Origin of the sequence: Vibrio sp. 10N.222.55.B11, from assembly GCF_041473705.1 — a bacterium.
GTDB classification, from domain to species: domain Bacteria; phylum Pseudomonadota; class Gammaproteobacteria; order Enterobacterales; family Vibrionaceae; genus Vibrio; species Vibrio crassostreae_C.
Map to the genome: position 1 here is coordinate 1 of NZ_JBFRST010000050.1, position 24,400 is coordinate 24,400.

22 protein-coding genes are annotated in these 24,400 nt (G+C 45.5%); 16 read left to right on the forward strand and 6 right to left on the reverse strand.

The features are described from left to right. Positions 1–73: 73 nt before the first annotated feature. The gene (gene asnC / locus AB4503_RS17895) at positions 74–538 is read right to left on the reverse strand and encodes a transcriptional regulator AsnC (protein WP_008218581.1); all 465 of its coding nucleotides are present in this window, start codon (positions 536–538) and stop codon (positions 74–76) included. A gap of 126 nt (positions 539–664) precedes the next feature. Between asnC and AB4503_RS17900 the strand changes: the two genes are divergently transcribed. From AB4503_RS17900 to AB4503_RS17910, 3 genes are all read left to right on the forward strand, one after another. Next, positions 665–3,787, forward strand: a complete 3,123-nt coding sequence (locus AB4503_RS17900; protein WP_372115533.1) for an EAL domain-containing protein — start codon at positions 665–667, stop codon at positions 3,785–3,787. 112 nt (positions 3,788–3,899) lie between these two features. Beyond that, entirely contained in the window at positions 3,900–4,679 is a 780-nt protein-coding gene (locus tag AB4503_RS17905; RefSeq protein ID WP_017063046.1) for a class I SAM-dependent methyltransferase, read from the forward strand. Between the two features lie 161 nt (positions 4,680–4,840). Next, positions 4,841–5,431 (forward strand): hypothetical protein, encoded by a 591-nt coding sequence (locus AB4503_RS17910; protein WP_017060147.1) that lies wholly within the window; start codon positions 4,841–4,843, stop codon positions 5,429–5,431. A gap of 112 nt (positions 5,432–5,543) precedes the next feature. On the opposite strand, the gene AB4503_RS17915 is transcribed toward AB4503_RS17910, so the two are convergent. Together AB4503_RS17915 and uspA are read right to left on the reverse strand one after the other, a co-directional pair. Continuing rightward, a complete protein-coding gene (locus tag AB4503_RS17915) occupies positions 5,544–6,422 on the reverse strand; it encodes a carboxylate/amino acid/amine transporter (RefSeq protein ID WP_017060148.1) in 879 nt (292 codons plus the stop codon). A gap of 52 nt (positions 6,423–6,474) precedes the next feature. Beyond that, entirely contained in the window at positions 6,475–6,909 is a 435-nt protein-coding gene (uspA, locus tag AB4503_RS17920) for a universal stress protein UspA (protein WP_017060149.1), read from the reverse strand. A 189-nt stretch (positions 6,910–7,098) separates the two neighbouring features. On the opposite strand from uspA, the gene ftnA reads away from it, so the two are divergent. From ftnA to AB4503_RS17935, 3 genes are all read left to right on the forward strand, one after another. Next, positions 7,099–7,626 (forward strand): non-heme ferritin, encoded by a 528-nt coding sequence (ftnA, locus tag AB4503_RS17925; protein ID WP_017066029.1) that lies wholly within the window; start codon positions 7,099–7,101, stop codon positions 7,624–7,626. Between the two features lie 68 nt (positions 7,627–7,694). Next, positions 7,695–8,018, forward strand: a complete 324-nt coding sequence (gene uspB, locus AB4503_RS17930; RefSeq protein ID WP_009848060.1) for a universal stress protein UspB — start codon at positions 7,695–7,697, stop codon at positions 8,016–8,018. A gap of 250 nt (positions 8,019–8,268) precedes the next feature. Continuing rightward, positions 8,269–9,462 (forward strand): NAD(P)/FAD-dependent oxidoreductase, encoded by a 1,194-nt coding sequence (locus AB4503_RS17935; protein WP_371724900.1) that lies wholly within the window; start codon positions 8,269–8,271, stop codon positions 9,460–9,462. Between the two features lie 129 nt (positions 9,463–9,591). On the opposite strand, the gene AB4503_RS17940 is transcribed toward AB4503_RS17935, so the two are convergent. Further along, positions 9,592–10,500: a DMT family transporter gene (locus AB4503_RS17940; protein ID WP_108109541.1), complete on the reverse strand. Its 909-nt coding sequence runs from the start codon at positions 10,498–10,500 to the stop codon at positions 9,592–9,594. Between the two features lie 138 nt (positions 10,501–10,638). On the opposite strand from AB4503_RS17940, the gene rmuC reads away from it, so the two are divergent. From rmuC to tatC, 7 genes are all read left to right on the forward strand, one after another. Then, on the forward strand, positions 10,639–12,171 hold the full coding sequence (rmuC, locus tag AB4503_RS17945; RefSeq protein WP_017070099.1) for a DNA recombination protein RmuC: 1,533 nt from the start codon (positions 10,639–10,641) through the stop codon (positions 12,169–12,171). Positions 12,172–12,236: 65 nt separating this feature from the next. Further along, the gene (gene ubiE, locus AB4503_RS17950) at positions 12,237–13,016 is read left to right on the forward strand and encodes a bifunctional demethylmenaquinone methyltransferase/2-methoxy-6-polyprenyl-1,4-benzoquinol methylase UbiE (RefSeq protein WP_029235100.1); all 780 of its coding nucleotides are present in this window, start codon (positions 12,237–12,239) and stop codon (positions 13,014–13,016) included. A 98-nt stretch (positions 13,017–13,114) separates the two neighbouring features. Further along, positions 13,115–13,720 carry an SCP2 domain-containing protein gene (locus AB4503_RS17955; protein ID WP_017063051.1) on the forward strand — a complete coding sequence of 202 codons (606 nt, stop codon included), beginning with the start codon at positions 13,115–13,117 and terminating at the stop codon, positions 13,718–13,720. Continuing rightward, positions 13,717–15,351 (forward strand): ubiquinone biosynthesis regulatory protein kinase UbiB, encoded by a 1,635-nt coding sequence (gene ubiB, locus AB4503_RS17960; RefSeq protein WP_372115484.1) that lies wholly within the window; start codon positions 13,717–13,719, stop codon positions 15,349–15,351. The genes AB4503_RS17955 and ubiB overlap by 4 nt, the downstream gene beginning before the upstream one ends. A gap of 53 nt (positions 15,352–15,404) precedes the next feature. Continuing rightward, the gene (gene tatA, locus AB4503_RS17965) at positions 15,405–15,659 is read left to right on the forward strand and encodes a Sec-independent protein translocase subunit TatA (protein ID WP_017060154.1); all 255 of its coding nucleotides are present in this window, start codon (positions 15,405–15,407) and stop codon (positions 15,657–15,659) included. 3 nt (positions 15,660–15,662) lie between these two features. Continuing rightward, positions 15,663–16,070: a Sec-independent protein translocase protein TatB gene (gene tatB / locus AB4503_RS17970; protein ID WP_017060155.1), complete on the forward strand. Its 408-nt coding sequence runs from the start codon at positions 15,663–15,665 to the stop codon at positions 16,068–16,070. Between the two features lie 148 nt (positions 16,071–16,218). Further along, entirely contained in the window at positions 16,219–16,974 is a 756-nt protein-coding gene (tatC, locus tag AB4503_RS17975) for a twin-arginine translocase subunit TatC (protein ID WP_017060156.1), read from the forward strand. Positions 16,975–17,262: 288 nt separating this feature from the next. Here tatC and AB4503_RS17980 read toward each other — a convergent pair whose 3' ends face one another. Then, positions 17,263–18,024, reverse strand: coding sequence for a TatD family hydrolase (locus tag AB4503_RS17980; protein WP_017063053.1), 762 nt, complete (start codon positions 18,022–18,024; stop codon positions 17,263–17,265). Between the two features lie 208 nt (positions 18,025–18,232). Between AB4503_RS17980 and hemB the strand changes: the two genes are divergently transcribed. The 3 genes from hemB (at position 18,233) to polA (ending at position 23,265) form a co-directional block, all read left to right on the forward strand. Further along, positions 18,233–19,276, forward strand: a complete 1,044-nt coding sequence (gene hemB / locus AB4503_RS17985; RefSeq protein WP_017060158.1) for a porphobilinogen synthase — start codon at positions 18,233–18,235, stop codon at positions 19,274–19,276. A gap of 76 nt (positions 19,277–19,352) precedes the next feature. After that, positions 19,353–19,787 carry a GNAT family N-acetyltransferase gene (locus tag AB4503_RS17990; RefSeq protein ID WP_017063054.1) on the forward strand — a complete coding sequence of 145 codons (435 nt, stop codon included), beginning with the start codon at positions 19,353–19,355 and terminating at the stop codon, positions 19,785–19,787. Between the two features lie 679 nt (positions 19,788–20,466). Continuing rightward, positions 20,467–23,265 carry a DNA polymerase I gene (gene polA, locus AB4503_RS17995; protein WP_372115485.1) on the forward strand — a complete coding sequence of 933 codons (2,799 nt, stop codon included), beginning with the start codon at positions 20,467–20,469 and terminating at the stop codon, positions 23,263–23,265. A gap of 507 nt (positions 23,266–23,772) precedes the next feature. On the opposite strand, the gene AB4503_RS18000 is transcribed toward polA, so the two are convergent. Then, a complete protein-coding gene (locus AB4503_RS18000) occupies positions 23,773–24,378 on the reverse strand; it encodes a GTP-binding protein (RefSeq protein ID WP_102428481.1) in 606 nt (201 codons plus the stop codon). Between the last annotated feature and the right edge of the window lie 22 nt (positions 24,379–24,400).

A 24,400-nucleotide genomic window follows, 5' to 3' on the forward strand; every position in this document is an offset into this window, starting at 1 on the left:
TAAGTGAACGGCATTACTCTAGTTAGAGGCTCTTTTTTTGTCTGTGCGTTATGCCAAGCAAGGCGAATCAATGTTATGGATTCACATTGCGGTTGATAGGGTTCTGCAATGAAATCAGTGTCTCTGTCGACTGAACTTCATCGATCGCTTGCAGCTTATCGATCAATACAAACTGCAGCTCTTCTATCGACTTACACATCAGCTTTACAAAGATATTGTAAGCACCAGTGGTGTAGTACGCCTCAACCACTTCGTCTAAGGCATTCAGCTTAGCGATCGCCGAGTGGTAATCTTTGGCAGCATTAAGGTTGATGCCAATAAAGCAACACACGTCGTAACCCAGTTTTTTGGTGTTTACCACAACTTCCGTTCGCTCGATAATGTCTGCCGATCTCATCTTTTCGATGCGAACGTGAATCGTCGCAGGGCTGACATCGAACTGCTTTGCCATTTCAGCGTAAGGAGTTCGTGCATCTTCCATCAAGGTTTTGAGAATGGCACGGTCTAGATCATCTAGACGAGCTGTGGTTGTGGACATGCATAATCCTTAGGTTGAATGAAAAACATACCGGCTTGAGTACACATCATAGCCAAGGGTGATAATATTAGCAGTAACTATAGGGTTAGGGTGAATTCAGTGCGATTTTCGTTATTTTTTATTGTGATGTGTTGGAGTGTTTTTGCTTCAGCTCAGGCAAAAGATGTGTTGGTTATTCACTCTTATCATCAAGGCTTTTTCTGGACAGATGATTTCCATAAAGGACTATCTGATGAGCTCGATCGCGATGGGTTATCTTACCGGGTTGTTTATCTCGATACCAAGCGAACTCAAAACGCTGAATACTTAGAGCGAATTTATCAGCTATACCGCACTAAGCTGTCGCATGAAGAGTTTGCCGCTGTAGTCGTCAGTGATAATAACGCCCTCAATCTGATGAAACGCTTAGCGCCCGAACTCAATGGCACGCCCGTTATTTTTGGTGGCATCAACAATTTTTCTCCGCAAATGATTGAAGGCTTGCACGCAACCGGTATCACTGAAGATATTGATATGGCGAGCAATATTGAGCTGATCAATCGACTTCAATCGACGGTTAAAAAAGTTTACGTGGTTACCGATCACTCGGTAACGGGTGAAGCTATTCGCGCTCAAGTGGATTTATTTCTACAAAAACGCCCTGAGTTTTCTGGGATGGTGGAGCAATATACGCCTGATTCTTATCAAGAACTGATGACGTTCGCGCAACGCGCTGATCTAACTAAAAGCTTGTTGTTCTGGGCCTACTACCGCGACATCAATGGTCGGGTCAGCAGCAAAGAAGACTGGCGTCAGCTCAACAAAAAAACTCAGATGCCATTGTATATTGTGCATGATTTAGGACTTGGGTTTGGTGCGATTGGTGGCGTGATCCACAGTGGAGAAACGCAAGGTCGAGACACGGGGCGCGTGCTGTTGAGCGTGCTGAACAATCCTAAGGCTCCATTGCCATTGGTGGTTGCTGGCGCGCCAGAAATCAAACTCGATTACCAACAGATCTCACGTTGGGATTTGGGTGCAGAGAATGAAGCCTCAGTAACCTTCCTCAATAAGCCGAAGTCATTCTTAATGCGCTATCGCGATGAAATTCGCACCATCGGTTTAATGTTCTTGAGCATGTCGTGTGTTATCGCGGTGTTGGTGTATTACCTTAACCGTCTGAAGAAGAGCGAACGTGCAAGTCGCCAAAGCCAACGATTGTTGGAGTCGATATTTGATCAGAGCCTGCAATTTATGGGCATCATTGATAAGGGTGGCGTGCTGCTGTCGAGTAACAGCAAGTTACATGAGCTGCTTTATAATCAAGGCTATAAACTGGGAACGCCGCTGCAACAACACCAACATTGGGAAAGTTCTGCGCGAGAAGTGCTAGCCGAATATTTCATCGCAAAAAGTGAGCACCCAGCCTTACGATTTGAAGCCGAGGTGTGGTGTCGAGATCGCGGTGCGATGGTGTTGGATATTTCATTGAAGCCGATGCCGGGCAGTGAAGACGAAGACATTCAGTTTCTCTTTGAGGCGCGCGACGTGACCTCACGTAAGCTTGCTGAGAATAAGCTGTTCCAACGTGAAGCAAACTTGAAGCTGTATTACGACAAACAGCCGGTGATGATGATTACGCTCGATGGCAATAATCGCATTCAACAAGTGAACCAGTTTGCCGAAGAGCTTTTGGGATACCCTCTCGATCAGTTGTTGGGCCATCGCCCTAGAGAATTCTATGTTGATGAGAACGCGATGATTCCTCGTCATATCTTGCTGCAACCTCAGCATAAGATTCGTGGTGTGTGGCGTCGTGATATCGAATATCGCCATGCCGACGGCAGCAAGAGCTGGATTCGTGAAAATATCCGCCCGTTGGTGGAGTCTGATCAGCTGTTGATTGTGGGTGAAGACATCACCGAAACGCACGAGCTTTCTGAAAAGCTAGAGTATCAGGCTCGCTATGACCTACTGACTGACACCTTTAACCGCAACCACTTTGAGCAAGAGCTGCAAAAGGCGCTGAAAGAGGTTGAGAGCCACATGCGAACTCACGCAATGTTGTTCCTAGATTTGGATCAGCTGAAAGTGCTGAACGATACCGCAGGACATGAAGCGGGTGATGCTGCGATCTTGTTTAGCGCCAAACTGCTAGAAGACGTACTGCCTTACAATGCGGTGTTAGCGCGAATGGGTGGTGATGAGTTTGCTGTGCTGATGAAAGACTGTACTGAACGAGATGCGGTGAATGTGTGTCGCAGTATTATCTCGATGATGAGTGAGAATCCATTCTTGTGGGATGATATTCGACTCAACCTGACGTGCTCTATCGGTATTCGATTGATCGACCATACAGCAGCTTCACCACAGATGGTGCACGCTCAGGCGGATGCAGCTTGTCATGCCGCTAAAGAAGAAGGTCGCAATCGCTATCATCTTTACCATCAAGATGATGAAGACCTGCGTCGTCGCCATCTTGAGATGGAGTGCGTTAACCTAGTGCATGAGGCCTTGGCTAACGATCGCTTAGAGTTGTTTGCGCAGCGAATTCTTGGCCTAGATGAAGACAGCGATAAAATGCACTTTGAAATCTTGGTCCGCATCAAGAACATCCAAGGGGAATACATCTCCCCGGGGATCTTCATGCCAGCCTCAGAGCGTTATAACATCGCGCATTTGATTGACCGCCAAGTCGTCAGTCAAACCTTGGGTTGGTTGGAGCAACGCCCTGAGGTTATTGAGGAACTGGGGATGTGTTCAATCAATCTTTCCGGTCACTCGATGGGTAACCGTGAGTTTGTCGAATTTTTGATAGATAGCCTGAGCGATTCATCGATACCGTGTCATAAGATTTGTTTAGAGATCACCGAAACAGCGGCCATGAGTAACATGAAGCAGGCGATCAAGTTCTTCACTCGAATCAAAGAGCTTGGCTGCATGATTGCATTGGATGATTTTGGCTCAGGGCTATCGTCATTTGGCTATCTGAAAAAGCTGCCTGTCGATATTGTGAAGATCGATGGCTTGTTTGTACGTGATATTGATGTGAATGAGATGGACCATGTGATGGTTCGCTCGATCAATGATCTTGCCAAGCAGATGGGCAAGCACACCGTGGCTGAGTTCGTTGAAAATACCCAGATTATCGACAAGCTTATCGAACTGGGTGTGAACTACGCGCAGGGCTACATCATAGGGCGACCTAAGCCACTCGCAGAGCTTGTTGAAGAGTTAAGACAAGAGCGAGAGACAGATCCATTGGTTTAGGTAAGCCGACTTTAGCTGGGAATACTTTTCACCGCTAATATGTATTGTTGAGGCAATCAGGTAAACTGGTTGCCTCTTTTGTTTTGAATACTACTGTCTGTTGGAGACGACCTTGCAACTACAACTGATTTGCGAAGATGCTACCCAAATCGATCATTTGAATGACTTAGCGACCCGCTGGAACTTATCTCATGATGAAAGCAGCGATTTTGCTTTGGTACTGACTAGTGAGCGACTTGAGCTACGTAAAGTCGATGAGCCCAAGCTTGGCGCTATCTTTGTTGATTTAGTGGGAGGCGCAGTTGGTCACCGACGTAAGTTTGGCGGTGGTAAAGGTCAGGCGATTGCCAAAGCAGCTGGTTTAAACAAAGGCGCAACGCCAACTATTCTTGATGGTACTGCAGGCTTAGGGCGCGATGCGTTTGTGTTGGCTTCTCTAGGTTGTAAGGTGCAAATGGTCGAGCGTCACCCCGTTGTGGCCGCACTGCTTGATGATGGCTTGCAGCGAGCGCAACAAGACCCAGATATCGGTGGTTGGGTAACTGAACGCATGAAGTTGATTCACGCATCCAGTCACGATGCTTTAGACAAGCTCAGTAACGATCCTGACTTTGAACAACCTGATGTGGTGTACCTCGACCCTATGTACCCACACCCAGAGAACAAAAAGAAATCGGCTCTGGTCAAAAAAGAGATGCGCGTATTCCAATCTTTGGTGGGTGCCGATCTGGATGCTGATGGCCTATTTGAGCCAGCGATGAAGTTGGCATCGAAGCGAGTTGTGGTTAAAAGACCGGATTACGCAGCTTGGTTAGACGAGCAAAAACCGAGCATGGCGATCGAAACCAAAAAGAACCGTTTTGACGTCTATGTGAAAGCATCAATGACTTAATTGAAGCATCAATAACTTAATTGAAGCATCAATAACTTAGATACACGCTAAGAAAATTTCTCGTCATAAATACGATAAATTGCCAGTTAACACTTGCGATAGTCGCGTTACAGATGTATATCTAACTAAGAATCATTATTATTCTTAGCTGGAGTTGAAGCATGGCTAAACGCTTTTGTAAGTTAAACCGTCGAGATATCACCGAACACTTGGGCGAGATCCACAGCTTGGTGACTGAACCTAAGTTCGTGTGTCGTTCTTGTGCGCGTTCTTCGGCGGATCAAGCGAATCTATGCAAACCCACCGCAATTCCACCTCTTGGTTGTCAAAACAAACCCGTTGAAGAGAAAGTCGCATGCGGCCTGCTAGCGGAAACATTACCTGCACCAGAACTGTCGCTTGCGGAAATCAACGAGGCAATTGAACCGAGCGTACAAATGTTCGATCCAGCCGCCGCTGATATGGCCCCTGAGCTTGCCAAAAAAGAAGCCGCACAGAAAAAAGCCAAGCTGAAAAAACTGATGGCGAAGGCGAGCGGTGATGAGAAAGCTGAACTCAAACAAGCGAAGAAAGCGGCTAAGAAACAAGAGAAGTACAATAAGAAACTGGCGAAGATGATTAAGAAGCAGCAAAAGCTGTTTAAGAAAAGTCAGAAGCTGGAAAGTGAATTGGAACGAATCAACCTACAACTTGATGATGTTGCCTTCACTGAAACCAAGACTCAGGTAGTGAGCCACAATCAAATTCACTGAAGTTGATTTGAATGGTTTATTGCTACAGCGATGATTTAAAAAGAGCGACCTTAGGTCGCTCTTTTGCTTTTTGGGGTTATCCGAGCTGACTCATGTAGCTCGTTCAAATCAGCTAAGCGTTGCTTGCGGATCTTGCTACGCGCTTCTTCACCCACGTCTCATTGACGAATAAAGAGAATAAGATAACGGCGCCACCAATAGACAAGCGAACCAAATCGACATCTCTGTTCCAAATCAGGATATTCACCACCAGACCAGCAGGAACCAAGGCATTGTTCATCACTGCCAGCGCGCCAGCATTCACCATGCACGCGCCTTTATTCCACATAAAGTAACCCAGCCCCGACGCAATCAAGCCAAGGTAGATCAGGATTCCCCATTGAAGTGTGGTGGTGGGCAGTTTCTCTGGGTTGCCTAGTAGCATGAAAGCAACGGAAGCGACGCATAGCGCCCCTAAGTAGAAGTAACCAAATACGGTTCGCTGAGGCAACTCGGTCGATTCCTTCTCCATCACCACCTTGTAGCCCACCTGACCAATAGCAAAGCACAGGTTCGCGCCTTGCACGACGAGGAAGCCGACTAAAAAGTTTTCGTTAATACCTGCGAACTTAATGAATACCGCGCCCAATACCGCAATTGCCGCTGTCACTAGGTACCACGGAGAGAATTGCCCTTTGAGAAAGTCATAAATAAGCGTGACGTAAATTGGCGTGAAAACGGTAAACAAAAGGACTTCAGGAACGGATAGCAGTAAGAAAGATTGATAGTAGAAGCAGTACATCAGGCCAAGCTGGATACCACCAATTGCCATCAATTTAGCGATCAGCTTACGCGATACGCCGCGAAACTTTAGGAAAGGAAGAAATACGACGCCAGCAAGGGCAACACGCATTAAAACAGAGAACCAAGAATCAACCTGACCCGCAAGGTAAACGCCGATCAGGCTAAAGGAGAAGGCCCATAGGAGGGTAACACCAGCTAAATAGCTCATAGTAAAACTTCGTTAATAAGATATGAGCTGTATGTTACCTAACCTTAAATCATTAGTCTTCTGAATCTCTTAGAGGCACGACCAGCATATCAACCGGAGAGGCGTTGATCAGTTGGCGTGTTGAAGAGAGCAGCTTGCTCCAGAAATCTTGATGGTGACCGCAAACCACGAGATCAACATTGAACTCGTTGATGGTGTCACACAGCTCATGACTCAAATCACCACTGCCTACTAGGGTATGGGTGATCGGGTATTGGGCGTGCTCCGCAAAATTTTGCAGCTGAATACGAGACGCTTCCATCGCGTTGTGCTGGGTTTCGGCCATGTTGATATCAATCAGGCCGGTATACAGCTCTGCGTAGTTAATATCGATATGGATAAAAGAGACTTTGGCTTCCAATGGCTTAGCCAATGCTACCGCTTTATCCACAATTAATTTGCTGTCTTCTGATAAATCGACCGCGACCAAAATATGTTTGTAACTCATATCGCTACCTCCTTTATTCATTGTCTGATTTAAGATTAGCACTATGCGATGGCTTTTTTTGCTGAAGTGATCTCATATCCACTGTCTTGCGTAATGACAGCTCGAAATATTGGTTAACTAATGGCCTGCGAGATATTCATTAAATAGTGATATAGTAGAGAAAATTGAGGATGTAATTAGGAGTCTTAAATGCTGTCAAAAACTATGGTTGAGCAACTGAATGATCAAATTAACCTAGAATTTTTCTCATCCAATCTATACTTACAAATGAGTGCTTGGTGTGAAGACAAAGGATTTGAAGGTGCAGCAGAGTTTCTGCGTGTTCATGCAGTAGAAGAAATGGAACATATGCAGCGTCTTTTCACTTACGTAAGCGAAACAGGTGCAATGCCAATTCTGGGTGCGATTGAAGCACCGAAACACGAATTCGAAAGCCTTGGTGCAGTGTTCCGTGAAACTTATGAACATGAGCAGATGATTACTGAAAAGATCAACAAACTGGCTCACGTTGCTTTCAGCACACAAGACTACTCAACCTTTAACTTCCTGCAATGGTACGTTGCAGAGCAACACGAAGAAGAGAAGTTGTTTAAAGGTGTATTGGATAAGCTAGAGCTTGTTGGTGAAGACGGTAAAGCACTGTTCTTTATTGATAAAGACCTAGCGCAATTGGCAAAAGATGGTTCATCTTCAATTATGGAAGCTCCTGCCGTTTAGGTAGTACGAAAAAGACACTGATTATCTTTTTCTTTTGAGTTTTCTTATGAAGATGTAGGGAGGAAAGGATGATCAGCGGCGACACTATTCTATTTGCACTAATGGTTGTGACTTGCGTGAACTGGGCGCGTTATTTTACTGCGCTAAGAACGCTCATTTATATTATGCGAGAAGCGCATCCTCTACTTTATCAACAAGTAGACGGAGGCGGTTTTTTCACAACCCATGGCAATATGACCAAACAGGTTCGCCTGTTCAGTTACATCAAAAGCAAAGAGTATCACCATCATCATGACGAAGTTTTTACTTCGAAGTGCGATCGCGTAAGACAGTTATTCATACTCTCTTCCGCTCTGCTAGGTGTAACCTTGCTGTCTTCTTTCATCGTCTAAGTTTTTTAGTACGTGTGAAGTAGAGTTTAGGTTTTGGTGTGAGGCTTTGGTTGTTGGTTCGCTAAGCCAAGTAGTGGTTTTGCTGCTGTCTGCAAATTGTACAATTGAACATCAATTGCAAAGTTTAAAATTGCCGCTAAAATAGCGAGCAATTAGTAAGGATGTGCTGTTTATGCACATCCTTTTTTATTGATGGCATTTCGAGAACAGGGTGTACTCGGGCTGCAAAAGTGAAGAAAAGCAGAACCACATGAGTGAAAAATTTGATGTAATCGTAATTGGTGCGGGCGCCGCAGGCTTAATGTGTGCTGCGGAAGCGGGTAAACGCGGCCGACGAGTGCTGGTGGTTGATCATGCAAAGAAACCAGGCAGAAAAATTTTAATCTCAGGTGGCGGTCGTTGTAATTTCACTAACTATGATGTTTCAGCCAACAACTTCCTGTGTAACAACCCTCATTTCGTGAAGTCAGCTTTATCTCAATACACCAACTGGGATTTTATCTCGATGGTGAGCAAGTACGGTATTGAGTTCGAAGAGCGAGACCACGGCCAATTGTTCTGTGTCAATGACCACACTGCAAAAGACATCGTGAGCATGCTGCTTGACGAGTGTAAGCAGGCGAAAGTTGAACAACGCTACCGTTGTGATGTTCACTCCATCGAAAAAACAGACGCTGGCTTTAAGATGCACCTTAATACCGACGAAGTTGAGTGTGACTCACTTGTCGTGGCGACGGGCGGTTTATCGATGCCGAAACTAGGTGCGACGCCATTTGGCTATAAGATTGCCGAGCAGTTTGGTTTGTCTGTGATGCCGACTACTGCGGGTTTGGTGCCATTTACTCTGCATAAAGAAGACAAAGAAGCCTTTGCTGAGCTTTCAGGAATCGCGATTCCTGCCGAGATCACCGCGCAAGACGGCACCTTATTCAAAGAAGCGTTGCTGTTTACCCACCGCGGCTTATCTGGTCCTTCGGTATTGCAAATTTCTTCGTTCTGGAAAGCGGGTCAATCGGTTTCGATTAATCTAGTACCAGAAGTGGACGTTGCTGAACTACTTGAAAACTCTCGAGAGAAACACCCAAATCAGAGCCTGAAAAACACCTTAGCGAAAGCATTACCAAAGCGTTTTGTAGAAGTACTGATTGACCGCAAAGAGCTTGAAGACAAGCCGCTCAAGCAGTTCAATGAAAAACAGCTGAATGACATTGTAGAGCATCTAGAGAACTGGAAAATCGCGCCAAACGGCACCGAAGGTTACCGAACAGCGGAAGTGACTCTAGGCGGTGTGGACACCAATCATCTATCTTCAAAAACCATGGAATGTAAGACGGTTTCTGGCCTCTACTTCATCGGTGAAGTAATGGACGTAACAGGTTGGTTAGGAGGATATAACTTCCAATGGTGCTGGAGCTCTGGCTTTGCAGCAGGCCAGTGGGTTTAAGCTTACCCATTAGATTTTAAATGACATAAAAATGGCGAGTCCTACGACTCGCCATTTTTGTATTCAAAGCTTGTTATCGTTGATAATTCGGGAAGTCGCGTAGTGCGATAATCCTAATCTTTCTGGGCATTAACTTTCAGGGCTGAGGTTGTTTTTCTTCTTTCCCCATTTGATCTGCTGGATAACAAGGCCGGCAATGATCAGTACCAAGCCAAACAGGGTCGCTGGGTGAATCTCTTCGCCGATAATAGTGGAAAGTAGCATCAGTGAGATAAATGGCGAGGCAAAAATTAGGTTGCTGATACGTGCCGTGTTGTTGGTCAGTTTTAATGCCGAGAGCCACAAGACAAAGGTAATGCCCATCTCAAACAGGCCTACGTAAGTCACAGCCATCCAACCTTTTGCTGTGATTTGGCTAAAGCTCTCGCCTTCGTAAAGGGTTAAACCGATCGCGAAGGGCAATGCCACTAAGAAACCAAGCAATACGCCAATCACAGGGTCAGCCTTGTTTTTGGTGTTTAGAATCCAGTATCCCGCCCAAAGCAAGGTTGAAAGTAGCGCCAGAGCCACACCGAGTGGGCTATCGAACTGCATTCCTAGCACATCGCCTTTGGTGGCAATGACCACCACACCCGCATAACTGAAGGTACAAGCAATCCAATCTTGCTTACGAATCTTTTGTCCGAGAAAAACCGCCGCCATCAAGGTTAGCGTGATTGCCCAGCTGTAGTTAATGGCCTGCGCTTGAGATGCAGGCAATAGGTCGTATGCTTTGAATAGAATCAGGTAGTAGGCCAGTGGATTGACCAAGCCGAGCAGTAGGTAATACCAAGGGTTTGAAAGGAACGTAGTACTCAGCTGAGAAAGCTTGCCTTGAAAGGCGCAGATGGCGATCAGTGCCATCGATGACACTATGCTGGCAATGGTCAGCATTTGAATCGGTGAAAACTCAGCAAGGGTCAGCTTAAAAGCAGTAGCAACTGTTGACCACAGTAATACCGCGGAAAGGCCAAAGCCCAAGGCACGACGTTCGTTCATAGCAACTCATTCTAATTTGATGGGACAGAATACGGAGCGCCTAGTCTATCTGTCGAAATTTAATACGGCAAACTGGACATTTATCCAGTATCAAAATACCATTTAATGAGTTACTTCCAATTAGGCTAAATCATTATCATGCAATGGATTATCGAACATCAGGCAACGCTTATTGCTGCAATTTCTGGCGCGCTCGTCAGCGGCGGTGTCGTGGGTTGGTGGATTAAACAGAAGCTCTCTTTTCAGCAGCGATTGCTCGAGCAGCAGCTAGAGTCCGATCGTTTGTTGCATGAATCTCAGCAAGCTCAGCTCAAAGCATCACTCGCAGAGGCGCAACAAGAGCTCGATGAGTTAGATGATGACCGAGACAAAGCGGCATTCGAGCTCAAGCAGGCGCACGGTAAGGTGATGGCTGCAATGGAAAAACTGCGCTACTTTGAGGCGGTAAAGCAAGAGCGCCAGCAGTACGCTGATGAGATCAATGTGCTTAAAGATCATAAGTCTGAATTAGAAGCCGAGCTGCGCGAGCAAGAAGCAAGGCATGACCAAGAAAACCTCGCCAATAGCGAAAAGCTGCAGTTGCTAGAGCAAGCTGAATCACGACTTAAGCAGCAGTTTGAATTGTTAGCGAACCAACTGTTTGAAACCAAAACCGCCAAGGTCGATCAGCAGAATAAGCAGAGCCTAGAAGGTTTGTTGTCTCCACTAAGAGAGCAGTTGGAAGGCTTTAAGAAACAAGTGAACGACAGCTTCAGCCAAGAAGCCAAAGAGCGTCATACTTTGGTGCATGAGCTTAAAAACCTGCAGCGTCTTAATGAGAGTATGACGCGTGAAGCGGTGAACCTGACTCAAGCGCTAAAGGGTGACAACAAACAACAAGGTAACTGGGGCGAGGTGGTGCTGGCTCGCGTGCTTGCTGAATCAGGACTGCGCGAAGGCCACGAATACCAAACGCAAGTGAACCTGCAAAACGATGCGGGCAAGCGTTATCAACCGGATGTGATTGTGCATCTGCCACAAGACAAGCAAGTGGTGGTGGATTCAAAAATGGCTTTGGTGGCGTTTGAGCGTTACTTCAATGCTGAAACTGATCAACAACGTGATGCCGCATTACGTGATCACTTGGCTTCATTGCGCGCGCATATTAAAGGCTTGAGCCAGAAGGATTATCATCAACTCAAAGGCATACAGAGCTTGGATTATGTGTTGATGTTTATTCCGGTAGAACCTGCGTTTCAGGTGGCGATTCAAGCCGACCCTAGCTTAGTTAAAGATGCGATGGAGCAAAACATTATCTTGGTTAGCCCAACCACCTTGCTGGTGGCACTGCGTACCATTGATAACTTGTGGCGCAACGATAGACAGAATCAGAACGCGCAAGTTATCGCGGAACGTGCGAGCAAGCTTTACGACAAATTACGCCTGTTCGTTGATGATATGGAAGGTCTTGGAAGCTCATTAGATAGAGCCAACCAAAGCTACCAAGGTGCGATGAATAAGCTAGTAACAGGCCGTGGCAACGTGATTCGTCAGGCCGAAAGCTTCAAGCAATTGGGTGTTGAAGTGAAGAAACCGATCTCGATTGGTTTGGCTGAAATGGCGCAAAATGAGGCTTTTTCAGAAAATGCCTCCTTAGTAGAAAGACAACCCGCTGAGGATAAAGTAAACTAATCGGCCGCAGCGCCTCTAAACACGGAGCGTGCTGTCGATGAGAACTTACCATGGTAGATAACAGCATTATGGACACAAGCGTGCAGACAAATTCAGCAGTAGAGTCAGAAACCACACACTTTGGTTTCGAAACAGTCGCGAAAGACGAAAAAGTCGCGAAAGTAGCAGAGGTATTTCACTCTGTAGCCGCTAAATACGACATCATGAATGACTTAATGTCGGGTGGTGTTCACCGCTTGTGGAAGCGATTCACGATTGATTGCAGTGGCGTTCGCCCTGGTCAGCGTATCCTCGATCTTGGTGGTGGTACTGGCGACCTTACTGCGAAATTCTCGCGTATCGTTGGTGAAAAAGGCCACGTGGTTCTTGCTGATATCAACAACTCAATGCTGAATGTTGGCCGTGATAAGCTGCGTGATAGCGGCATTGTTGGCAACGTACACTACGTACAAGCGAACGCTGAAGAGTTGCCATTCCCAGATAACTACTTCGATTGCATTACGATCAGCTTCTGTCTGCGTAACGTAACCGATAAAGACCAAGCGCTGCGTTCTATGTACCGCGTACTTAAGCCGGGTGGCCGTCTGTTGGTTCTTGAGTTTTCTAAGCCAGTGCTTGAGCCACTATCAAAGGTTTACGACGCATACTCTTTCCACCTGTTGCCAAAAATGGGTGAGTTGATTGCTAACGATGCAGACAGCTACCGTTACCTTGCAGAATCAATCCGCATGCACCCTAACCAAGAAACCTTGGAAGGCATGATGCAAGACGCGGGTTTCGAGAATACTAAATACTTCAACCTAACGGGCGGCATTGTTGCGCTGCACCGCGGTTACAAGTTCTAGTCGAACTTGGTAGTAGGCTCTTAGGGCGTGCTAAACAATAAGAATAAAGACAGAACGGATAGGTTAAGGCTTATCCGTTTTCAAAGGTAAGGACAGTCATGCCATTTGATCCATTGGTCACCGCAGTTATTGAAACCTCTTTAAATACTTTCGTGAACGATGATCCAGCCTTGGTTCGTCGTTTGTCTCGTTTAAAGGGGCAGATCATTCAAGTTAATTTGAAAGAGTTGAATAAAACACTCACTTTCGTTTTCAGCCAACAGATTGATGTGTTGTCAGAATACGAAGGGCAGCCTGATTGCTACCTATCTTTGAACCTATCGGTATTACCGGAATTGCGTGAGCAATCGAACATCACCAAGCTGATCAAGCAAGATAAGTTGATCTTAGAGGGTGATATTCAACTGGCTCAGAAATTTGCTCAACTGATGACAGACTGCAAGCCTGATTTGGAAGAGTGGTTATCGCGTGTGACGGGTGATGTGGTTGCGCATACCTTGGTGCAAGGCGTTAAAAACGTCGGTGGCTTTGTAGCAAAACAGGCGACTAAGCATCAAAACCATGTTGCTCAAGTTCTGACTGAAGAGTGGAAGATCGCACCAGCACCGTTAGAAGTCGCGCATTTTTGCGACCAAGTTGATGACGTAAAAAGCTCTGCTGCTCGTCTTGAAGCTAAGTTGAACGCTCTGTTGGAGAAAGCATGACCCCAGCAGAACTGAAACGTCTTTATCATATTATCAAGGTACAGTTGGAATATGGCCTTGATGAGTTGATGCCGGAACACCAACTGACTAAAGCTCCTTTGTTGGCGCGAAAGTCACTGTTTTGGCTTAAGAACAAGCATCAAGATAAAGAGTTGGGTCATCGCTTGCGCCTTGCGCTGCAAGAACTTGGTCCAGTGTGGATCAAGTTTGGACAGATGATGTCGACACGTCGTGATCTGTTCCCTCCTCATATCGCCGATCAGTTGGCGTTGTTGCAAGACCAAGTTGCGCCGTTTGCTGGTCAACTGGCGAAGCAAGATATGGAAAAGGCGTTGGGTGGCTGTTTAGACAACTGGTTTACCGACTTTGATATCGAGCCACTGGCTTCTGCTTCTATCGCTCAGGTGCATACCGCAAAGCTTAAAGAGAGCGGTCGTGAGATTGTTCTGAAGGTAATTCGACCTGATATTCGCCCGGTGATTGACGCAGATCTAAAACTGATGCACCGAATGGCGCGTATAGTCGCTAAGTCGCTTCCTGAAGCACGTCGTTTGAAACCGGTTGAGGTCGTTCACGAGTACGAAAAAACGTTAATTGATGAACTGGACCTGCGCCGAGAGGCAGCCAATGCCATTCAGCTGCGACGTAATTTTGAAGGCAGCGAAGAGCTGTATGTCCCAGAGGTTATCCCTGATTTAAGCAGTGAAACCCTGATGGTATCAGAGCGAATCTATGGTATTCAGGTTTCCGATATTGAAACTCTGAACGCCAACGGCACTAACATGAAATTGTTGGCAGAACGTGGTGTGACGGTATTCTTCACTCAAGTATTCCGAGACAGCTTTTTCCATGCCGACATGCACCCGGGTAACGTATTCGTTAATCCAGAAAATCCAGACAACCCTCAGTGGATTGGTTTGGATTGTGGCATTGTTGGCACGCTCAATAGCGAAGATAAGCGCTATTTAGCAGAGAACTTGTTGGCTTTCTTCAATCGAGATTACCGTAAAGTTGCTGAGCTACACGTTGATTCGGGGTGGGTGCCACACGACACTAACGTCAATGATTTTGAGTTCGCGATCCGTATGGTGTGTGAGCCAATCTTTGCAAAACCACTTGGCGAGATCTCATTTGGCCATGTGTTGCTAAACTTATTTAATACAGCAAGACGTTTCAACATGGAGGTTCAACCTCAGTTGGTGCTTCTGCAAAAGACCTTGTTGTATGTCGAAGGCCTAGGCCGTCAGCTGTATCCGCAACTTGATTTGTGGGCAACGGCGAAGCCTTTCCTTGAAACCTGGATGATGAATCAGGTGGGGCCGCAAGCTGTGATCAACGCAGTAAAAGAGCGTGCGCCATTCTGGGCAGAAAAACTGCCAGAGCTGCCAGAGCTACTTTATGACAGCTTGCGCCAAGGTAAAGCGATGAACCACAGAATGGATCAGCTTTATCAAGGTTACCGAGATAGTAAGCGTCAGCAAGCAACTGGAAAGTTTTTGTTTGGCGTTGGAGCCACTTTAGTCGTATGCTCCGCAATATTAGTTTCAAGCCCTTATGAGCAGCTATCTATGGGCTGTGGCATCGCAGGTGTCACATTTTGGTTGCTTAGTTGGCGAGCTTACCGTCGTTAGACAGTAGACTCTCTTAATATTTTTATGTGTAGACAGACCCGAGGACAATGACAATGGGTGGTATCAGTATTTGGCAACTTCTAATCATTGCTGTAATTGTAATTTTGCTATTCGGAACAAAGAAACTGCGCGGTATGGGTGGTGACTTAGGTTCAGCGGTTAAAGGCTTCAAAAAAGCGATGAGCGATGAAGACAAGCCTGCAGATAAGAAAGATGCAGACTTCGAACCAAAGAATATTGAACAGCAGAAGACAGAAGCTCACGCTGAAACAACTGCTGAAACAAAGAAAGACAAAGAGCAGGCGTAAATCGTGTTTGATATCGGTTTTTGGGAACTGGTATTAATATCTGTCGTTGGGTTAGTGGTTTTAGGGCCTGAGCGTTTGCCCGTGGCGATTCGCAGTATTTCCAAGTTTGTTGGACAAGCGAAAAGCATGGCAAACAGTGTGAAAGATGAACTTTCTCATGAGCTTAAGGTGCAAGAGCTGCAAGAAAACCTACGCAAGGCGGAAAAAATGGGTATGGAAGATTTATCTCCAGACCTTAAAGCGTCAGTCGATGAACTCAAGCAGGCCGCTGCTGAGGTTCAACGTCCGTATGCTAAGCCTGAGTCTGATAAGCCAAGTGAGACTAAACCTAGTGTCATGGAAACTGTGGAATCTGAAACCATTCAGGTCAACAGCGAAGCTTCAGCACCGTCAGATAAGAAAGCCGAATAGTCTCGCAAGGAGGAGTCGCCGGATACTTGATTCGCTAGATGTTTAAATAGATATCTATTCAAGTAAATAACTATTCAAGTGGATACCAATTCAACTGGATAGATACACGCGCGGCTCCTTTTCGATCTTCCTGTTTAAGAGGTTTGACATGTCTTCGACTGAGCAGACACAGCCTTTAATTAGCCACCTTCTAGAACTACGTAATCGCCTACTACGTGCGATTGTCGCGGTGCTAGTGATATTTGTCGGGCTAATTTATTTTGCTAATGATATTTATGAATTCGTATCAGCACCTTTGGTAGATCGTCTACCGGAAGGGGCGACGATGATCGCAACCGATGTTGCATCGCCATTTTTCACACCGCTGAAATTAACCTTGATCGCGTCTATATTCCTCGCGGTTCCGTTTATTTTGTATCAGGTGTGGGCTTTTGTTGCTCCGGGTTTATACAAGCATGAAAAACGCTTGATCATGCCGCTATTGGCTTCAAGTTCATTGCTGTTTTACTGTGGTGTGGCGTTCGCTTACTTTATTGTATTCCCGTTGGTATTTGGCTTTTTTACGGCCATATCATTAGGGGGAGTAGAGTTCGCAACCGACATCTCAAGCTATCTTGATTTTGTACTCGCGCTGTTCTTTGCTTTTGGTATTGCCTTTGAAGTGCCTGTTGCGATTATCTTGTTGTGTTGGACGGGGGCAACAACGCCTCAATCTCTGTCTGAAAAGCGTCCTTACATTGTGGTGGGTGCTTTCATCATCGGTATGATGCTGACACCACCAGATATGATCTCGCAAACACTGTTGGCGATTCCAATGTGTATTCTGTTTGAGATTGGTCTGTTCTTCGCACGTTTTTATACGCGTAAGCCAGATGCGGATGAAGAGGAAGAAGCTGAATCTTGATTCGGAATGCTTCAGTAAAAATCACATAATAAAAAAGCGGCCTAGGGCCGCTTTTTTATTATGTCTGTTTATCGAATCTTTAACTGATAGCCACAGTTCTGACATATATAGAGCTCTTTGATGCCCAAAATTTTATGCCATAGGGTTCGATGTTGACGTTGTAAGTGTTGTGAATGGTCACACATAATCAACTACCTCCATATGCAGGCGGTTGATACTATACATGTCACTTAGCTTTCTCAAATAAATTCAGGAAAAATCCGTAATAATTACTTATTAATAGATTTGTCATAAATTAAACAATGCCTTAGCATTTTTGGTGGTTATGTTTTCGACTTCTTCAAGGGTAATTCCGCGTAATTCGGCGATGCGTTTTGCTACTAATTCTGTGTAGGCTGGTTCATTGCGTTTACCGCGATTCGGTGTTGGTGCCAAGTATGGGCAATCTGTCTCTAGAATGACGTAATCCATATCGAGATGTGGGATCACCTTGTCCATCCCAGAGTTCTTAAAGGTCGAAACGCCGCCTAAACCTAAATGAAAGCCTAGCTCGTTGATCGCTTGAGCTTCCTCTAAGCTGCTACCAAAGCAGTGGAATACCCCGCGTAAGCTGCCATCTTGTTCTTTACGAAGTAGGGCAAGTGTCTCTTCAATGGAATCACGAGTGTGGATCACCACAGGTAAATCAAGCTCTTTTGCCCACTGCAGTTGAGTCACAAACGCCATCTCTTGTTCAGCCTTGAAGGTTTTATCCCAGTACAAGTCGATACCAATCTCACCCACGGCGATAAAGTCATGCTTATCAAACCAAGCTCGAATGGTTTTGAGGGTTTGCTCGATATTCGCATCCACATAACAAGGGTGCAAGCCCATCATTGAACGGCACACATCAGGAAACTGCGCTTCCGTTGCTAACATTGGTTCGATAGATTCTAAATCGATGTTCGGCAATAGAATGGTATCAATCCCTTGAGCCAGTGCGCGCTGCACAACTTGTTCGCGGTCTTCATCGAATTCGCTAGCGTAAATATGAGCATGGGTGTCGATCATTGTTTTGTCCTGAAAGCGGTCTTTACTGAGTTGTCATGAGTATACGGCAGTGTGAGGAGAAGGTCATTTTTTGCCATTTATCCCTATTTTTGAGTGGGTTTCATATTTTACTGCTAGCGTCCTGAGCCATCAGTGATATGCTTTTGCCTGTATTTAGCACTTTTCATATCTAAGTATTTCGGTGCTTAGACTAGGCAAGGAGAATCTAGTGTCTGTTTCAATTCAAGGTCAATTCCCAGGTCGCCGTATGCGCCGTATGCGTAAGCACGACTTTAGCCGTCGCCTAATGGCAGAAAATCAATTGTCTGTGGATGATCTAATCTACCCAATGTTTATCCTGATGGGTAAAGACCGCCGCGAGCCTGTCGAGTCAATGCCAGGTGTTGAACGCTTGTCGATCGACTACATGCTTGAGGAAGCAGATTACCTGTCAAAGCTGGGTGTTCCTGCGATTGCTCTATTTCCAGTCGTGAACCAAGATGCTAAAAGTTTATGCGCAGCTGAAGCTCATAACTCAGAAGGTTTGGTGCAGCGCGCTGTACGTTTACTAAAAGAGCATGTGCCAAACATTGGCGTTATTACTGACGTAGCACTAGACCCGTTCACCACTCACGGCCAAGACGGCATCATCGATGAAGATGGTTACGTGATGAATGACGAGACGACTGAAGTCTTGATCAAGCAAGCATTATCACACGCTGAAGCGGGTGCTGACGTAGTTGCCCCATCGGATATGATGGATGGTCGCATTGGTAAGATCCGTGAAGCGTTAGAAGAAGCGGGCCATATTCATACTCAGATTATGGCGTACTCTGCAAAATATGCATCGTGCTACTACGGCCCATTCCGTGATGCAGTTGGCAGTGCTTCGAACCTGAAAGGTGGTAACAAGAAGAACTACCAGATGGATCCAGCCAACAGCGATGAAGCGATTCATGAAGTCGCGATGGATCTTAATGAAGGTGCGGACATGGTGATGGTGAAACCAGGCATGCCTTACCTTGATATTGTTCGTCGTGTTAAGCACGAACTGCAAGCGCCTACGTTTGCTTACCAAGTATCTGGTGAATACGCGATGCACAAAGCGGCGATTCAAAACGGCTGGCTGAAAGAGCGCGAAACCGTCATGGAATCACTGTTGTGCTTTAAGCGTGCTGGCGCTGATGGCATTCTTACTTACTTCGCTAAAGATGTCGCAGAGTGGCTTGCTGAAGATAACGCACAAGCTGCTGAGCATTTAAAAGAAAAGTAACCGTGTAGATCTCACTTAAGTGATCAGTAAAGGGTTGGCCATTGTGCCAGCCCTTTCGTTTATAAGGATGAATAAGATGTCAGTTGTCGTACGTGAAGGTTCTTTAGAAGAAGTGGTGTCTGTGGTCGAGCAGATCTCTGAGTTCGCTAAAAAAGAGAGTGTCGCTTCTCTGTCAGAGCGGCTGGCAGGGAAAAAGAGCCTTATCTTAGTGGCTGAAGAAGCTGGCGTGTTGCTTGGCTTTAAGATCGGCTATGAATTGGATCAAGATACTTTTTACAGCTGGTTTGGTGGCGTGTCACCGCTCGCGAGGAACAAAGGCGTTGCACAGGCGCAATTAGACGTTCAGGAACAATGGGCGAAAGAGCAGGGCTACAGACAGTTAAAGGTTAAGTCTCGTAACCAGTTCCCTGCAATGTTGCGCCTGTTATTGAGAAACGGTTACCTAATCGAAAGATTTGAAGAAAAAGAAGACATTAATGACCATAGAATCCATTTTTTGAAGCAAATTTAAGCACTGCTGTTAACGGTTTATAAATCAAATGAGATTTATTATCATTTAATTGTTGACTATTAAATGAGAATCATTATTATTAACTTCGTCTTAGGGAATGAGGAAATGTTCACAAGGATGTTAAGTACTCAGTATCTACTTGGTTACCCAACAGAATTCTCGCGAACTTGTACTAAGTTCTTTTTGACACGACATTGCTCACATTGCTTCCAGTGTAATTTATAGCTTTTAGGTAAAGCTGTGGTATTCAATTTGAATGGCTTTACCGGTTTTTGCTAGGCGACATCTTCGGGTGTCGCTTTTTTTTATACCTACCATTTCAACAAGATGCATATTTAGTGGCCCGTATTTTTATGAATAAAACGCCATCAGCATTCTTTTCCACAACGCAAGATCGAGAAAAGATCGTTGATCATCTGTTCGATCTGTAAAATTATTCTTTATTTTCAGTTGTTTATTGGTGTTTTTTGAGTTGTTCACCGTAGTTCTCAACAGGGTGGATAAATAATATAAACAGAGTTATCCACAGAACGCTTGCGTCTAAGAACAAAAAATAACAACAAATCGATTATAACGAACACAACCGAGTGAACGGATACAGATCGACAACGTGGAATCCAACCAACAGACGTGGCATTCTTAACAGATAATTTCTGTACTTACTGGATACACAAACATTATGGCTCGTATTCCTGATAATCCATTGATTCTGATCGATGGCTCTTCTTACCTATATCGCGCGTTCCATGCTTACCCTGGCACAATGAGCAATGGTGATATCCCAACTAACGCTGTTTACGGTGTAGTTAACATGCTGCGCAGCATGATGCGTCAATTTTCTTCTGATCGTATTGCGGTTATTTTTGATGCAAAAGGAAAGACGTTCCGTGATGACATGTACCCAGAGTACAAGGCTAATCGTCCACCTATGCCGGATGATCTACGTTGCCAGATCGAACCTTTGCACAACGTGATTCGCGCAATGGGTTTACCACTTATCTCTATTCCTGGCGTTGAAGCGGATGACGTAATTGGTACGCTGGCTTCTCAGGCTTCAGCTCTCGGTATGCCTGTGCTTATCAGTACTGGTGATAAAGATATGGCGCAATTGGTGGATGATAACGTTACTTTGATCAACACCATGACCAACGTAGTGATGGATCGTGAAGGTGTTATCGAGAAGTTTGGTATCCCGCCAGAGTTGATCATCGATTATCTTGCTCTGATGGGCGATAAAGTGGATAACATTCCGGGTGTCCCGGGTGTCGGCGATAAGACTGCAACCGCATTGCTGCAAGGCATCGGTAGTATCGAAAAGTTGTATCAAAATCTTGATGATATTGCGGCACTTGGTTTCCGTGGTTCAAAAACCATGGCTAAGAAGCTGATTGATAATAAAGACAACGCTGAGATGTCTTACGAGCTTGCAACGATCAAACTGGACGTCGAGTTAGAAGAGACACCTGAGTCGCTTGTAAAAGCACAACCAAATACGGATGAGCTGATTAAGCTATATGGTCAACTGGTCTTCAAGTCTTGGTTGAACGAGCTACTTGAAGGTGGCAGTGGTGTGGTTGAGGCGGATGAAAAGTCGGGCGCAGTGCGCAGCAATACGGCATCAACCACTTCTACCGTAGAAATGAACACCTCTGCCGTGACCATTGATCGCAGCAACTACGAAACCATCTTAGATGAAGCCTCTTTTAATGCGTGGCTAGAGAAACTGAAAGCGTCAGAGGTGTTTGCCTTTGATACTGAAACAGACAGCTTGGACTACATGGTGGCTAACCTTGTTGGTCTATCATTCGCAACCGAAGAAGGCGTTGCCGCTTACGTACCGGTTGCCCATGATTACCTAGATGCACCTCAACAACTCGACCGTGATTGGGTACTTGAACAGCTTAAGCCGATTCTTGAAGATGACGCACAGGCTAAAGTCGGTCAAAACCTGAAGTACGATATGAGCGTTTTAGCGCGCTACGGTATCGAGATGAAAGGCATCAAGCACGACACCATGCTAGCGTCTTATGTTTTTAATAGCGTTGGCGGCAAGCATGATATGGATAGCCTAGCGCTGCGTTTCCTTCAGCACAGCTGCATCTCATTTGAGCAAATCGCAGGTAAAGGTAAGAAGCAGCTTACTTTCAACCAGATTGAGCTGGGTGAAGCCTCTCCGTACGCGGCAGAAGATGCTGACGTGACTTTACGTCTTCATAACCGTTTGATGGAAAATATTGAGCAAGATGAAAAGCTAAAAGCCATCTATGAAGAAATCGAAGTACCCCTGATCCCTGTAATGTCTCGCATTGAGCGTACTGGTGTATTCATCGATGACATGCTGCTGGGCGCTCAATCGCAAGAGATTGCGGTTCGTCTTGATGAGCTAGAGCAGAAAGCTTACGAGATTGCAGAGCAAGAGTTCAACATGAACTCACCAAAACAGCTGCAAGCGATCCTTTTTGAAAAAATGGGCTTGCCTGTTATCAAGAAAACGCCATCAGGCGCACCTTCAACCAATGAAGAAGTGCTGCAAGAACTTGCGCTGGATTACCCGCTACCTAAGCTGATCATTGAGTATCGTGGTCTTGCGAAGCTGAAATCAACTTACACCGATAAGCTGCCGAAGATGATCAACGCTGAAACTGGTCGTGTTCATACGTCTTATCACCAAGCGGTGACAGCAACGGGTCGATTGTCTTCAACAGATCCAAACCTGCAGAACATCCCAATTCGTAATGAAGAAGGCCGTCGTATCCGCCAAGCATTCGTTGCACAACATGGTTGGAAGATTCTAGCGGTCGATTACTCTCAAATTGAATTGCGTATCATGGCGCACCTTTCGGGTGATAAAGCGCTTCTGGAAGCATTCCAACAAGGCAAAGATATCCACGCGGCAACGGCTGCTGAGATCATTGGTGTTGATATTGAGAGTGTGACCACTGAACAACGTCGTCGTGCTAAAGCCGTTAACTTCGGTCTTATCTACGGTATGAGTGCCTTTGGCTTGGCTAAGCAACTGGGTATTCCTCGTGGCGAAGCACAGCACTACATGGACACTTACTTCGAGCGTTACCCTGGCGTAATGCAGTATATGGAAGACACGCGCAGTGCTGCTTCAGAGCAAGGCTTCGTTGAAACCATTTACGGTCGTCGACTGCACCTTCCTGAGATTCAATCTCGTAATGGCATGCGTCGTAAAGCTGCTGAACGCGCGGCGATCAATGCGCCAATGCAAGGCACAGCAGCGGACATCATTAAGAAAGCGATGTTGTTGGTGGATGAGTGGATTCAAGCGGAAGGCGATGGTCGTGTAAAACTGCTTATGCAGGTACACGATGAATTGGTGTTTGAAGTGGAAGAGTCATCTTTAGCCGAAATTGAAAGTAAAGTACAAGAATTGATGGAATCCGCTGCAGAGCTAGAAGTGCCGCTTGTCGCGGAAGCTGGCCACGGTGACAACTGGGATCAAGCCCACTAATCAGTTTTTGACCTTAATAAGCAAATTAGTATGAGCCAGTGCACAAACACTGGCTTTTTTTTGTCTCAAATAAAGTTAAGTCGTAATAAGAATTTAGGTGTTTTAATAAAACATTCATGAAAAAAAACTACAAAAGTTGTTTTCATTTCTGAGCAATTGTTGTACATTAAATCTCGTAGGGTACAGAGGTAAGATGTTCTATCTTTCAGACCTTTTGTTTCACGTTATTGGATTAGGCTGATTCAGCCGCCCCAGTCAGTATTTGACTGGGGCGTTTTTTCTTGTGCGAAAGAAAAATATTTCCAACCTATCATTCCCCCGTAAAACCTCTCATTTTTAGTGCCTTTTATTACACTTTCTCAAGCACAGTGATAAACCCCTGATTTGCCTTAGATCTGAAATTCGATCAGCTTTTGGTAATTTAAATCCGTCTCTAAGTCGATTGTTTTATCACTTGAAATAACTTTTATTTTACAAGTTATCGATAAAGGATTGATGGATCACGCCTTATTTATCAGTGTATTGAGTCGGTGAATGCTCAATGTAATCCATGATTTTCTGTTGTTTCTCGGTGCTATATTTCAGAGCTTCGGCGGTGATCTGGATGGATTGCGCCATTGAAGAGATATTGTTGGTCGCTTTTACCAAGGTTTGCTGCATTGGTTTCAGGATAAGCAGATAGATAGCGGTCAAAGCGATAATAATGACGGCGATAACGGCCGCCAGCGCAATGATGATCTTGGTCTGAATGTCATCCAACAGCATTTGACTGGTTTGTTTAAAGGCGAGTCGAGATTGGTCTAAGGCTTGTGGCAGTTGATTGAGTGATGTCTTGGTGGAGCTCGCAAGCTTATTGATACTTTCAACCGTTTGATTGAGGGCTTGTTGCTGGTCGTCGCTTAGGTTGGGGTTGTTGACTATCGCTTGCAAAGATTGCGATATCACCTCAAGAGACTCACTCGCGTCTTGGGCGTACTTTTCCATGCCATCGAGGTCTAAGGTCATATCGACATTGATCAGTGGGGCTTGTTCTTGTTCTTGTTCTGCTTCAGAGGCAAACCCTGTCAGTGAGACCAACATAAGTGCAATGATGGCCAATGGTGTTTTCCACATGAGTATTCCTTTCTCATTGTTC